The following is a 13,005-nucleotide window of genomic DNA, read 5'->3' on the forward strand; positions in this document are numbered from 1 at the left end:
CGTTAACCAAACCCGGACGATCTTCCCCACGAGATCACGCTCAGGGGCGCGCGCATGTTCAAGTTCGGCAAGAAGAAGGGCGATGCGAGCGCCGACGCCGCCCTGCCTGCCGTCCAGGAGGGCGAAGCCGCCGCCGACGGCGAGGGCGCGGCGCCCAAGAAAAAGAAACTGCCGCTGCTGTTCATCATCGCGCCTGTGGCGCTGTTGGTGTTGGGCGGGGGCGGCGCGGCCGCCTTCTTCATGCTGAAGCCCAAGCCGGCGACGGACGCGCACGGCGCCGCGGCCGAGGCTGAGGGCGAGCATGGCGGCGAAAAGGCCGAAAAGAAGGAAGACAAGGGCGGCGGCCACGGCGAAGGCGGCAAGGGCGGCGAGGCCGATCCCTCTCTGGGCGTCATCTCGTCCGGCCCGGACGGCGTGACCTTCTTCACCCTGCCTGACATGGTCATGAACATTCAGTCGGACGGCCCGCGTCCGGCCAATATGAAGTTGAAGCTGACGCTGGAGATGAAGGACGCCGCCGTGGCGACCCATCTGCAGGAAGAAATGCCGCGCCTGCAGGACATGTTCACCAGCTTCATGCGCGAACTGCGGCCCGAGGACCTGAGCGGTTCGGCCGGCACCTATCAGCTGCGGGCGGAAATCCTGCGTCGGGTCAACATGATCGCCGCGCCGGGCAAGGTCGACGCCGTGCTGATCGAAGAAATGCTGGTGCAATAGGGCATGAGCGACACGGCGCAACTGGACCCGTTCGGCGGCCTGGGCGATCCCGGCGACGCCCTGTCCGAACGGGTGCTGAACCAAGACGAGATCGACAGCCTTCTGGGTTTCGACCTGGGCGACGACGACGGCGCCGAACGCTCGGGCATCCGCGCCATCATCAACTCGGCGCTGGTGTCCTACGAACGCCTGCCGATGCTGGAGATCGTGTTCGACCGCCTGGTGCGGTTGATGACGACCTCGCTTCGCAACTTCACCTCCGACAACGTCGAGGTGTCGCTGGACAACATCTCCTCGATCCGGTTCGGCGACTATCTGAACTCCATTCCCTTGCCGGCGATCCTGGCGGTGTTCCGGGCCGAGGAGCTGGACAACTACGGCCTTCTGACGGTCGATTCCAACCTGATCTATTCGATTGTGGACGTGCTGCTGGGCGGGCGTCGGGGCACGGCGGCGCTGCGGATCGAAGGGCGGCCCTACACCACGATCGAGCGCGTGCTGGTGCAGCGAATGGTCGAGGTGGTGCTGAACGACGCCCGCCAGGCGTTCGAGCCGCTGACCCCCGTGCATTTCAACCTGGATCGGCTGGAAACCAACCCCCGCTTCGCCGCCATCGCGCGCCCGGCCAATGCGGCCATCCTGATCAAGCTGCGGATCGACATGGAGGATCGCGGCGGCCGGATCGAGCTGCTCTTGCCCTATGCGACGCTGGAGCCGATCCGCAAGATGCTGCTGCAGCAGTTCATGGGCGAGAAGTTCGGCCGCGACAACATCTGGGAAGGCCATCTGGCCACCGAGATGTGGACCACCGAAACCGAGGTGCGCGCCGTCCTGGACGAACAACAGATGCCGTTGGCCAGCGTGCTGAACCTGAAGGTCGGCGACACCCTGATGTTGAACGCCACGCCGGATTCGGAGGTGTCGATCCGCGCCGGCTCCATCCCCCTGACCACCGGCCGGATGGGGCGAAAGGGTCAGCATATCGCCGTGCGTGTCGAAGGGCCGGTCAATCCCGAAACCGCCGCCCGTTTGGGAGTGACGCTCTGATGGTTGGAATGATCATGGACGCGGTGCTGATGCTGCTGCTGGTCGCGGCGGTCGGCTATGGCGTCAAGCTGGAACGCAAACTGTCGGCCCTGCGCGCCGGCCAGCTGGCCTTCGCCCAAGCGGTGACGGACCTGAACGCCGCCGCCGGACGGGCCGAGAACGCGCTGGCGACCCTGCGCGCCTCGGGTCAGGAGACGGACCTGCTGCACGACCGCATCATCAAGGCGCGCGAGGTCAAGGCCCAGCTGGAGACCCTGATCGCCCGCGCCCCGGCCTCGGCCGCCGCCCCGATCCGCATCGCCGAGGAAGAACTGACGCTGCGGGCCGAGCCGGCCCGTCGCGCCCCGGTCTCGACCCCGGCCCCGGCCCCGATCCAGACGTCGGCCCCCGTCGCCCCCTCGACCGACGACGAGGCGCGCGCCGAGCGGATGGCGGCCCTGGCCGAGCGCATCCAGGGTCTTACCGGCCCGGCGACCACCCGCCGCGCCGCCGCCGGCGCCCCGACCGGCCGCGACAATGTCGCCGCCATCGTCCAGGCCCTGACCGCCGGCCGCTCCGCTAACCATTCCGCCAAACAAAGCCTCAACGCCGCGCGTCGTAATCTCGACGACGACCTGTTCGCCGCCTGAGTTCGGAACCCGATTAAATGGCCCGCATACCCCGCCTTCTGCCCTTGATCGCCATCGCCATCGGCGGGGTGGTCGCCGTGCGCGCCGTCGGCGTCGCGCCGGGCCTGTTCGACGGGGCCAAGGCCTGGGCCGAAGAGGCCGCGCCTGCCGTGACCGGCGCCGCCAAGCCCGCCCTGCCGGGAACCTGCGCCGCCCTGTCGCCCGAACAACTGGCCCAGCAGGCCGGAATCTCGCCCGCCGAGTTGAAGATCATCCAGTCCCTGTCGCAGCGCCGCGCCGCCCTGGACGCCCGCGATCAGGACTTCGCCACCACCCTGCCGCTGATGGTCGCCGCCGAGCAGAAGCTGGACGCCAAGATCCAGGCCATGACCGCCCTGAAGGCCGAGATGAAGCAGATGCTGGGTCAGGTGGACGAGCGGGAGAAGGCCGAGATCGACCGTCTGGTCCAGGTCTATTCCGCCATGCGGCCCAAGGAGGCCGCCCCCGTCATGGCCACGCTGGAAGATCGCGTGCGCCTGCCCGTCGCCGCCGCCATGCGCCCGCGCACCCTGGCCGCCATCATGGCCCAGATGACGCCCGCCCAGGCCCGCGAACTGACCGAGAAACTGGCCGCCCGCTTCCAGGCGCAGCAGATGGCCGCCCGCGCCGCCGCCGCAGAGGCCGCGACGCCGCCCGCCGCCACCGGCCCGCAGGCCTATCAGCCCTCGAACGCCGCCAACGCCCAGCCGCGTCAGACGGTGCAGTAGGCCGGGCGCCGACCACGCTTTCGGTTGGCATCCGCGCCGGGCGCCGCTATCACCGCGCCTTTCCGAGACCCCGGCTTTCTAAGACCCAAGGCCCGCACCATGACCGACACGCCCCCCGACCGTCTCTCGGTCGATCCGTCCAGCCCCCACCACGACGCCGAGGTGCTTCAGCGCGGCGTGGGCATCCGCTTCAAGGGCGAGGAAAAGACCAACGTCGAGGAATATTGCGTGTCCGAGGGCTGGGTGCGTCTGGCGCTGGGCAATCGCGTGGACCGCAAGGGCAAGGCCCTGACCGTCAAATTGCAGGGGCCGGTCGAACCCTATTTCCAGAACGGCTGACACTGAATAGGGTCCGGGCCTTCGCGTCCAGGAGCCCGTTCCCATGTCCCGTCGTCTGATGACCGCCAGCGCCCTCGCGCTGGGCCTCGCCGCCTTCGCGCCCCTGGCGCACGCCCAGGACGCCGCGACCGTCCAGCAGGCGATCGTGGTGCGCGATGCGGCGATGCGATCCAATATCGCGCTGGACTATGTCACCCAGCTGACCACCCGTTTCGGCGCGCGCCCGGCGGGGTCGAAGTCCGAACAGAACGCCGCCGCCTGGGCCGCCGACTATCTGCGGGCCAACGGTTTCCAGAACGTGCGGATCGAGGAATTCCCGCTGGTGGGATGGGAGCGGGGCGAAAGCTCGGCCGCCATCGTCGGCGACAACGCCCAGCCTCTGGTCGCCGCAGCGCTGGGCCATTCGCCGGCCACCCCGCGCGGCGGCGTCGAGGCCGAGATCGTGCGCTTCGCCTCGATGGAGGAGCTGCAGGCCGCCCCCGACGCGGCCGTGCGCGGCAAGATCGTCTATATCGACCTGGGCCAGATGCATCCGATGCAGGACGGATCGGGCTATGGCCCCCAGACCCGCGTGCGCGGCGCAGGCCCCGGCGTGGCGGCGGCCAAGGGGGCGGCGGCCTTCGTCATGCGTTCGGTCGGCTCGGACGAGAACCGAATCCCCCACACCGGCACCACCCGCTATGTGGACGGCAAGCCGACCATTCCCGCCTTCGCCCTGGCCGCGCCCGACGCCGACCAGGTCAGCCGTCTGGCCGCACTGGGCCAGCCGGTGCGGATGCGCCTGACCTCGACCGCCCGCACCTATGAGACCCACAGCCAGAACGTGATCGGCGACCTGCCCGGCGCGACGCGGCCCGACGAGATCATCGTCCTGGGTTCGCACATGGACAGCTGGGACCTGGGGACCGGGGCCATCGACGACGCGGCCGGCGGCGCCATCACCGTCGCCGCCGCCAAGGCCATCGCCGACAGCGGCCGCCGCCCGGCGCGCACCCTGCGCGTGATCTTCTACGGCTCCGAGGAAGTGGCGCAGCCCACGGCCCAGACCGGCAACGGCGGCGGCGTTTACGCCAAGGCCCAGGGCGCCGCTCTCGACAAGCACGTCATCGCCGGAGAGAGCGACTTCGGCGCCGACCGCGTCTATGCCCTGCGCCTGCCGGCCGGCGCTCAGGGTTCGGACTTCCAGAAGGCGGCGACCCGCGTCCTTTATCCGATCGGCGTCCTGGCCTCGGATCGGGTCGAGACCGAAGGCGGCGTCGATGTCGGCCCCATGGGACCGCTGGGCGTGCCCTTCTTCGGCCTGGCCCAGGACGGAACCCGCTATTTCGACCTGCACCACACCGCCAACGACACTCTGGATAAGATCGACCCGGCCCAATTGAGCCAGAACGTCGCCGCCTGGGCCGGCCTGCTGTGGCTGATCGCCGATTCCGACGTCGATTTCCGCGCCATGAAGCCGGCGTCGTCCTCAACCCCCGCGCACTAGATCGCTTGGAGACCCGGTCCGGTTCTGTCTATACGAACCGGACCAGCACGCGGGCGTGGCGAAACTGGTAGACGCAGCAGACTTAAAATCTGCCGGACGCAAGTCCTTGCCGGTTCGACCCCGGCCGCCCGCACCATGCTTGCCGCCTCTTCTTCTTGAGGCGCTGGAGTTCGCGTTCGGCGCCCTTGCTATCTGGGCGGCGCGGTCGCCAGACAAATAAGCTCTAGGCGGTCGCAGGTAGGTCGAGCCGAGAGGCAGGGCGGATCGGGCTGAGCGGCGCTTCGGCAAGCCGTCTGCTGGATAGATGTCAGGCTTTGTTCCTGATTTGCGCGTCGGGCTTCAGCAGAAAATAGGGCAGCAGGCCCGCGGTCACTTCCCGGCTGGCGTCTTCGTCCTGATCCAACATGTCGCGCAGGGGAGGGCCGATCAGGGCCTCGCCGAAGGCGGCCAGAGCGATGAACAGCACGGCGGACGAAAGCTTTTTTTGCGATGGGTTGAGCGGATCGCCGAGCTTGTCCTGAATGGCGTGAACGAGACCGTTCACGGCGGCCCTGACCGGCTCCAGATGCGTGAGGTCGCCCTTCAGCACGATCCAGGCGGCCAGCTTGCCGGCGCCGCCCTCCGCAAAGGCGTCGAAGACGGCGTTGATGAGTTCGAGCGGCGCACCGTCGTCAGTCCTCAACCGCGCGATCGCCGTGTCGAGCGCATCCGACAGGTCCGCGACCATCGACCCCATCAGCGCGGACTGAAGTCCCTCCGCCGATCCGAAATGGTGGATCAGATTGGCGTGCGTCATGCCCAGGTCGTCGGCTACGGCCTTCAGCGTGACGGAATCCGGCCCTCCGGCCAGCAGTCGCGCGCGCGCACACGCCAAGGCTTCCTGACGCGCTTCCTCGGGGGTGCGACGGCGACGACGAACACGCTCTATTGACATCTATGTTAGTTACATCCATGTAGATAGCAGATTGGTTAAGCCCCTGCTTGGGAGAGAGCAAGTGACCGCGGAATTATTGATGGACGATGCGCCGCTTTCGACGCCGGTTCGAACGTCGAGCCGTCTCCAACCCAGGCGCGTACAGCCCCTTCGTGCGCTACGCGCGCTGCGTCGTCTGATCGCCAATAAGGAAGACACGACCCAGGTGTTCGAGATCATGAACGCCCTGGCCGGCAGTTCGGTGCGGCGCGGCTATCACAAGATGCTGGAACAGACCGAAGGCGCCCATCAGGCCTATCGGATGGTCGAACTGGCGGATCGGCTGCATGACCGGCCGTGGCTCGAATCGTTGCCGCCGGGCTCGGTGGGCCGCGCCTATCTGGACTTCATCGACGAGCGTAATCTGTCGGCCTATGGGCTAGCCGGCGAGAGCCAGAAGGTCGCCGACACCGAGATCGAGGCGGCCCATCCCTATGCCTGGTATGCGCGCCGTCTGCGCGATGTCCATGATCTGTGGCACATCCTGACCGGCTATCGCACCGATGCGCTGGGCGAGGCCTGCGTGGTCGCCTTTTCCCTGCCGCAGACCCGCAGCGCAGGCTTCGGCCTGATCGCGGCGGGCGTGGCGGTCGAGGCCGCGCGGGCAAGGACAGGCTACCCCTGCGCGCGCGCCATCCTGCAGGCGTGGCGTCGCGGACGCCGGGCCGCCTGGCTGCCGGCCCTGGATTACGAGGCGCTGATGGCTGAACCGCTGGACCAGGCGCGCGCCAGACTGGGGCTGGCCGGTCGGACCCTGTACGACGAAATCCCGGCGGATTTCCGCAACGGATTCCTGGCTGCGGCCTGACGGCGCGCCAGGTGAGGCGGCGGTCTTTCGACCGGCCGCCGCATCCTGGCTCCCTCTCCACGACAAGCCCTCTCTTGAGCCGCCGGCTTAACCGCCCGGCGGCCGATCGAAGCGCGTTCGGACGCTGACCGCCACGGAAGGTAGCGCCCCGGCCGTGGCTCGAACCCACAATCGACAAGACTGTCAGTAGGTATTGACATAACGGTGAGTAGTGCGAAGCTGATGTCAACCGTCGGCGGCCCCGCCCCGTCGAGCGGACACATCAGGCGGGAGGAAACGCACATTGCGCCGCCCGCTTGCCGGCGCTTCAGGGAGAGGACTTCATGGTTTCATCGGCCCGTATTCGCGCGCGTCTCGCGCTCTCGGTATCGGCGACGGCGCTGATGATGTCGGGCGCTCCGGCGCTGGCGCAGACGGCGACGCCTCAGACCCAGCCGGCTCCGGCTGTCGTGGACGACATCGTGGTCACGGCCCAGAAACGCGAACAGTCGGTTCAGGACGTGCCCATCGCCGTGACCGCCCTGTCATCCGAGGCCCTGGAGTCGCGCCAGATCGAGGGCGGTTCGGAACTGCTGCGGGCGGTGCCGAACGTCACCTTCTCCAAGGCGAACTTCAGCATGTACAACTTCTCGATCCGCGGGATCGGGACCAAGGCCGTCTCGGCCTCCAGCGACCCGGCCGTGGCCGTCAGCTTCAACAACACCCCCCTGATCCGCAACCGCCTGTTCGAGCAGGAATATCTGGACGTCGATCGCGTGGAGGTTCTGCGCGGACCTCAGGGTACGCTCTATGGCCGCAACGCCACCGGCGGCGTGGTCAACATGTTCCCGAAACTGCCGGTGTTCCGGTCGGAAGGCTTTGCGACGGGCGAGTTGGGCAACTACGACAGCCGGCGCGGCCAGGCCATGCTCAACGTGCCGTTCGGCGACACCTTCGCCGTGCGCGGCGCCCTGGGGTTCACCCAGCGCGACGGCTTCGACTACAACAGCTTCAACGACACCCATGTGAACGACCGCGATCTGTTCACCACGCGCCTGTCCGCCCGCTGGGAGCCGAACGCGCGGTTCCGCGCCAATGCGATCTGGGAGCATTTCAAGGAAGACGACCAACGCTCGCGCACCGGCAAGCAGCTCTGCACCAACGATCCGGGGCCCACGCAGGTGGGATCGGCGACTATCACCACGCCCTATACTCAGGATCAGTTGAGCCAGGGCTGTCTGCCTGGATCCCTGTATAGCGACGCCGCCTATGGCGCGCCGAACGGTGGGTCGTTTGGGCCGGTTCGATTTCTTGGGGCGGGCACGACCATCGGCTTTGATGAGAATTTCAATCCCGTCAACATCATCCCCCTCGGCTTCGATCCCTACGAGGGCGTCGTACAGTCCAAGAACTTGCGAGAGATCGCTACAAGCTATGATCCTGTCTTCCGCGCCCAGAATGACGTATTTCAGGTTAACCTAGAGTTTGACTTGAGCGATAATATAACGCTGTACTCTCAGACGGCCTATGCCAAGGATGATTACTACGCATCTCAGGATTATGCGCGATATGTTTCAAATCCTGCATTCGCTGATAGTAACAAAGTATACGATATATTTGGCGAACTAACGCCTTCGCCTATGACGCCTGGTGGGATCTACACCGACCCCCAACTCGGGCCCTCTGATCGAATTCTGTCGGCGGACATCAGCCGGTCAGATAACAGACAATGGTATCAAGAGTTTCGCCTTCAATCAACCAATGATGGACGTTTCAACTTCAGCATTGGAGCGAATTATTTAGACTACAAATCGCAAGACGACTATTTTGTCTTCAACAACCTCTTTTCTCTGATCGCAGAGTATGGGTACAATTTTACGTTCTTGCCGAACGGCGGAACCGGCACTCAGCCCTGCGACGATTCTGTGCCTGACGAATGCGTTTATGTCGATCCCAACCCTCTTAGCCAGATCAACGAAGAGGGTCATAACTACTTCCGTAGCAAGAACGTCATCCATACACGATCATGGGCGGTCTTCGGCGAAGGCTATTGGGACCTTAGCCCCACCCTGCGCCTGACGACGGGATTGCGCTACACAGAGGATCGCAAGGATACGACGCCCTATCCCAGCCAGTTGTTGCTGGGGGCCAATCTCACGGGCAGTCCCGCAACAGCCACCGGCGGATATGCCCGTCGCGGATACTACGCCTTGCCGGACATCAAACAAAAATGGGAGGCTGTCACCGGCCGGCTTGTCCTGGATTGGACGCCCGACCTGTCTTTCACCGACGACACCCTGATCTATGCATCCCTGTCGCGTGGCTATAAAGGCGGCGGCACCAACCCGCCGCGCCTCGACCTGAATCCTGTGGTCGTGCAGTATCAGCCCTTGGCCAGCATTTTCGAACCGGAATACGTCAACGCCTTCGAAGTCGGCACCAAGAACACGCTGCTGGACGGCAAGCTCAGGCTGAACGCGACCGCCTTCTACTACGACTATAAAGACTACCAGGTCTCGCAGATCGTCGACCGTATCTCTCTGAATGAAAACTTCGACGCCAAGATTTGGGGGCTTGAGTTCGAAACGGTTTATAAGCCCACGCCTAACTTCCAGATTGACGCCAATTTCGGATATCTGAAGACCCGGATCGCCGATGGCGAGGGTTCGATCGATGTGATGAACCGGACCCAGGGTAATGAGGACTGGATTACCTTGCGTCCGTGGATCCAGGTGCCGTCCAACTGCATCGCACCGAAAAATCTGGCTGAGCAAATTCTCAACAGCCCGTTTGGCCCTGAACTCGCGGTCTTCTCTCTCAGCGCCCTTTGCGCAGGGTCTTCGCGGTTCGGCACCTTCAATCCGGCGCTCAGTTCCAGCCTGCCCTTCTGGCAGTTCTATGGTTTCACATATGATCCGTTGACGCAGGCGCCAAACGGGGGGCGGGGCTTCAACGCCGACCTGAGCGGCAACGAACTGCCCAACTCGCCTAACTGGACCGCCAATATCGGGGCTCAGTACACCTGGTTCCTGGGCGACTGGGACCTCACGGTTCGCGGCGACTACTATCGCCAGGCCGAGAGCTATTTCCGAGTCTACAACACGGAATACGATCGCCTGAGGGGATGGGATAACCTCAACCTTTCGGTGAAGCTGGAAGACGCCAGCCGTGGCCTCACCCTTCAAGCCTATGTGAAGAACGTCTTCGACGACGCGCCGATCGTAGACGCCTTCACCAACTCCGACGACACGGGCCTGACCACCAATGTCTTCACCTTGGACCCGCGGCTGTTCGCCGTGCGTCTGACGAAGTCGTTCTAGGCGCTCCCAGTCGCTGGGCGCAGTAATAGAGGCAACTCCCGGCCGCGAAAACGGCCGGGTTTTGTCGCGTCAAATCGCATTTACCATGTTGAATAAAAACGACTTTCTTGCTTGACTCGTATTGCTTACGGCGCTGTAAATAGGTGTCCGCGATTTTTTGGACGGTCCAAATTTAACAGCGGGCCATGAAGGCCCGCACAAGGGAGGACTATCATGATCAAGACGCTTTCCATCGCCGCCGCGGCCTTCGCGTCGGTCGCCATCGCCTCGCCAACCTTCGCTCAGTCGTTCTCGCCCAGTTCCGGCAGCGTATCGGGTTCGGGCTCGGTCACGCTGTCGCAAACGCTCACCGTAACCTGCAACGTCTCCGTCACCGCCAGTCCGCTGAGCGCGACCAGTGCGCCCATCCCGACGCGCAGCATTACTGCCGGCAGCGCGCTTTGCGCCGCTGTCGCACCCAGCGGGGCCTGGAGCGCTGCGGTCGTACCGGGCTCGACGACCTCGATCGCCCTGACCATCGGCGCGAACACCGTGGCCAACGATCCCTGCTACGGCACCGTCGTGGTGGCCTGGAACAATGCGACCAGCACCGCGACCTTCAGCAACAATGTGCTGCCGCCGGTCAACGCCGGCGGTCGCAACTGCACCATCCGCAGCGGCTCCATCCGCATTCCCGGCCTGCAAATCCTCTAGACCGGGCGTTCCCCTGGACCCCCAACCTGAAAAGCCTTGCCGGGCGTCATCGACGTCCGGCCTTTTCCTTTTCGCGCTTGGCGGACATCTATGGGCGTGGGGCGCGGAGTAGGTCGAGATGCTGTTCTTCATCGCAGCCCAGGCCGAGGCGCAGGCTTCCAACCCGCCCCCGGTCCAACTGGAACAGGTGGAGGTCATCGGGCGACGCGGGGCGGCCAGGATCGCGCCGGAGCAGGAGCTGGGCCCCGAAGACATCGACAACCTCGGCGCCTATGATATCGGCGAGGTGATCGGCCGCCTCGGCGAGCGCCTGGCTCTGCGACAACCGCCCGTGGTGATCGTCAACGGCCGCCAGGTGGTGAACGCCGGGGCCTTCACGGGTTTTCCGCCCGACGCCCTGGCGCGTATCGAAGCCTTGCCGCCGCAAGCCGGGGCGATCTACGGCGGCGATCCATCGCGTCGCGTCTTCAACATCGTGCTTCAGCCCGCGTTCAAGAGCCGTGACGCCCAGGCCCGTGCGTCGCGACCGACCGCGGGCGGAACATCCACCGTGTCCTTCGACGCCCAACAGTCGCAGATCAAGGACAACGACACGTTTCTGCTCGGCGCCCAGACTTCGCGAACGACCGCGCTCCGCTCGGACGAACGGTCGGGCGGCGCGCAAGGCCTGTCAGAAGGCGGCGCCTACAGCCTGCGCCCTGAAACCCAGTCCGTCTCGGCCGATCTCGCAACGACCGGCGCGCTGGGCGACTGGGCGACCTCGTTCACCGCCAACGCCCGGATGCAGCGCGACGCCTTCACGTCGCGGATGTCAGACCAGGTCGTCCAGACAAGCCAACGCAGCGACAGTCTGACCGCCACGGTCGGGCTCAGCGGTCGCGCCCTGGGCTGGTCCGTGCGCGCCGGGCTGGACGGCCTGCTGTCCCAAACCCGCCTGTCGGGACTGAACACCCTGGCGTCGCGCACTCAGGTCCTGTCCGCCAATCTTTCCGTCGATCGGTCCCTGATGGATCTGCCGGCCGGCCCCCTCCTGGTCACGGCGGATGCGCGCTATTTCGGATCGCGGCTGCGGATCGAGAATGCGCCGACCGATCCCGCTCGGACGACCCAGGCTCTGGACCTGCGAACCAATCTGACCTTGCCGATCTCGTCGCAGACGCCGGAAAAGCGCGGCGGATGGGGCGAGCTTTCCGTCAATGTCGGCGCGCGACTGGGCGCCCTGGGCGACACCGGCGCCAACGGCGGACTGAACGCCGGCCTGGCCTGGACGCCGCTGGATCGACTGAGACTGACGGGCCAGTGGTCGCGCGCGACCGATAGCCCGACGCGCGAACAAAGGTTCGAGCCGCCGCGCTATGGACCGCCGCGCCCCGTCTATGACTTCCAGAGCGGACAGGCCGAGGACATCGCGCCCCTGCTCGGGGGCGCCCCGGATCTGAAGGCCCAGAGAACGGAAACGACCTCGCTTTCCGCATCCGCCGGACCGTTCGGTCGCTGGGGCGTGCAGGGCAATCTGGATTTCCAGAGCGTCAGAGCGTTCGACGCCATCGGCGCCTTGCCGGCCCTGACCCCGACCGTCGAAGCCGCCTTTCCTGACCGTTTCCTGCGGGATGCGGAGGGTCGATTGATCGGCATCGACCAGCGACCGATCAATCTGGCGGAAATCGCGTCCGACACCCTGTCCTCGGGACTTTCGGCCAGTATTCCGCTCGGCGGCCGTGCCGACATGGGGTTGCGTCGCGGGTCGGTGCAGGTGTCGATCACCCACACGTGGCGGCTCGACGACAGCATTACGATCCGGGAGGGCATCCCCAGGTTGGATCAACTGGCGGGCGACGGGGGCGCGGTTTCCCGGCATCAGCTGAGCTTGCGGCTGGACGGTCGCTATGCGCGGTGGGGCGTCAATGTTGCGGCGAACTGGCGAGGGCCTTCGCGCCTTCGCCGCGACCTCGGCCGCGATGGATCGGACGACCTTCGCTTTTCCGCCCTTACGACGCTCGGCGTCAGGATAAGCACGATGATCGGGTCATCCGGCACGGCGAACGACCCCGCGAGCCGTCGCCGCGACGATGGGCCTCGCCTGGAGTTGGAAGTCCAGAACCTGTTAGATGCCCGCCCGGAAGCGACACTTGGCGACGGCCGTCCCGCGCCCGGCTACGGCAGAAATGATCAGGACCCCTTGGGGCGAACCGTTCGGATAAGTCTCAGCCGCCGCTTTTGAGCGGCTCTTCCCTGATCGATGTCCTCCACCCGCCCTTGTAAAAGGGT

11 protein-coding genes and 1 tRNA gene are annotated in these 13,005 nt (G+C 65.6%); 11 read left to right on the top strand and 1 reads right to left on the bottom strand.

Annotated elements, in window-relative coordinates; all coding sequences use genetic code 11:
- Positions 1 to 54: 54 nt before the first annotated feature.
- From SH203_RS04965 to SH203_RS04995, 7 genes are all read left to right on the top strand, one after another.
- Positions 55 to 717 carry a flagellar basal body-associated FliL family protein gene (locus SH203_RS04965; protein WP_087119760.1) on the top strand — a complete coding sequence of 221 codons (663 nt, stop codon included), beginning with the start codon at positions 55 to 57 and terminating at the stop codon, positions 715 to 717.
- A 3-nt stretch (positions 718 to 720) separates the two neighbouring features.
- Complete coding sequence (gene fliM / locus SH203_RS04970; protein WP_087119761.1) at positions 721 to 1,764, top strand: flagellar motor switch protein FliM; 1,044 nt, start codon at positions 721 to 723, stop codon at positions 1,762 to 1,764.
- On the top strand, positions 1,764 to 2,393 hold the full coding sequence (locus tag SH203_RS04975; protein WP_087119762.1) for a DUF6468 domain-containing protein: 630 nt from the start codon (positions 1,764 to 1,766) through the stop codon (positions 2,391 to 2,393). The genes fliM and SH203_RS04975 overlap by 1 nt, the downstream gene beginning before the upstream one ends.
- Before the next feature lie 17 nt (positions 2,394 to 2,410).
- Entirely contained in the window at positions 2,411 to 3,139 is a 729-nt protein-coding gene (locus SH203_RS04980; protein ID WP_087119763.1) for a MotE family protein, read from the top strand.
- A gap of 99 nt (positions 3,140 to 3,238) precedes the next feature.
- Positions 3,239 to 3,478: a DUF3297 family protein gene (locus tag SH203_RS04985; RefSeq protein WP_087119764.1), complete on the top strand. Its 240-nt coding sequence runs from the start codon at positions 3,239 to 3,241 to the stop codon at positions 3,476 to 3,478.
- Positions 3,479 to 3,521: 43 nt separating this feature from the next.
- Positions 3,522 to 4,964 (top strand): M20/M25/M40 family metallo-hydrolase, encoded by a 1,443-nt coding sequence (locus tag SH203_RS04990; protein WP_087119765.1) that lies wholly within the window; start codon positions 3,522 to 3,524, stop codon positions 4,962 to 4,964.
- Positions 4,965 to 5,013: 49 nt separating this feature from the next.
- A tRNA-Leu gene (locus tag SH203_RS04995) sits at positions 5,014 to 5,100 on the top strand.
- Between the two features lie 171 nt (positions 5,101 to 5,271).
- Here SH203_RS04995 and SH203_RS05000 read toward each other — a convergent pair.
- The gene (locus SH203_RS05000) at positions 5,272 to 5,898 is read right to left on the bottom strand and encodes a TetR family transcriptional regulator (protein WP_087119766.1); all 627 of its coding nucleotides are present in this window, start codon (positions 5,896 to 5,898) and stop codon (positions 5,272 to 5,274) included.
- 61 nt (positions 5,899 to 5,959) lie between these two features.
- Here SH203_RS05000 and SH203_RS05005 point away from each other — a divergent pair, with 61 nt between their 5' ends.
- From SH203_RS05005 to SH203_RS05020, 4 genes are all read left to right on the top strand, one after another.
- Positions 5,960 to 6,745 carry a Coq4 family protein gene (locus SH203_RS05005; RefSeq protein ID WP_234989388.1) on the top strand — a complete coding sequence of 262 codons (786 nt, stop codon included), beginning with the start codon at positions 5,960 to 5,962 and terminating at the stop codon, positions 6,743 to 6,745.
- A 323-nt stretch (positions 6,746 to 7,068) separates the two neighbouring features.
- Positions 7,069 to 10,044, top strand: a complete 2,976-nt coding sequence (locus SH203_RS05010; protein WP_200808814.1) for a TonB-dependent receptor — start codon at positions 7,069 to 7,071, stop codon at positions 10,042 to 10,044.
- A gap of 213 nt (positions 10,045 to 10,257) precedes the next feature.
- Complete coding sequence (locus SH203_RS15255) at positions 10,258 to 10,737, top strand: hypothetical protein (protein ID WP_143275685.1); 480 nt, start codon at positions 10,258 to 10,260, stop codon at positions 10,735 to 10,737.
- Between the two features lie 118 nt (positions 10,738 to 10,855).
- Positions 10,856 to 12,958, top strand: a complete 2,103-nt coding sequence (locus tag SH203_RS05020; RefSeq protein WP_087119769.1) for a TonB-dependent receptor — start codon at positions 10,856 to 10,858, stop codon at positions 12,956 to 12,958.
- Positions 12,959 to 13,005: the final 47 nt, after the last annotated feature.

Origin of the sequence: Brevundimonas sp. SH203 (assembly GCF_002157625.1) — a bacterium.
Lineage (GTDB): Bacteria > Pseudomonadota > Alphaproteobacteria > Caulobacterales > Caulobacteraceae > Brevundimonas.

Coding starts and splice junctions, on each gene's coding strand:
- SH203_RS04965 (WP_087119760.1), top strand. CDS start 55: ATGTTCAAGTTCGGCAAGAAGAAGGGCGATGCGAGCGCCGACGCCGCC.
- fliM (WP_087119761.1), top strand. CDS start 721: ATGAGCGACACGGCGCAACTGGACCCGTTCGGCGGCCTGGGCGATCCC.
- SH203_RS04975 (WP_087119762.1), top strand. CDS start 1,764: ATGGTTGGAATGATCATGGACGCGGTGCTGATGCTGCTGCTGGTCGCG.
- SH203_RS04980 (WP_087119763.1), top strand. CDS start 2,411: ATGGCCCGCATACCCCGCCTTCTGCCCTTGATCGCCATCGCCATCGGC.
- SH203_RS04985 (WP_087119764.1), top strand. CDS start 3,239: ATGACCGACACGCCCCCCGACCGTCTCTCGGTCGATCCGTCCAGCCCC.
- SH203_RS04990 (WP_087119765.1), top strand. CDS start 3,522: ATGTCCCGTCGTCTGATGACCGCCAGCGCCCTCGCGCTGGGCCTCGCC.
- SH203_RS05000 (WP_087119766.1), bottom strand. CDS start 5,898: ATGTCAATAGAGCGTGTTCGTCGTCGCCGTCGCACCCCCGAGGAAGCG.
- SH203_RS05010 (WP_200808814.1), top strand. CDS start 7,069: ATGGTTTCATCGGCCCGTATTCGCGCGCGTCTCGCGCTCTCGGTATCG.
- SH203_RS15255 (WP_143275685.1), top strand. CDS start 10,258: ATGATCAAGACGCTTTCCATCGCCGCCGCGGCCTTCGCGTCGGTCGCC.
- SH203_RS05020 (WP_087119769.1), top strand. CDS start 10,856: ATGCTGTTCTTCATCGCAGCCCAGGCCGAGGCGCAGGCTTCCAACCCG.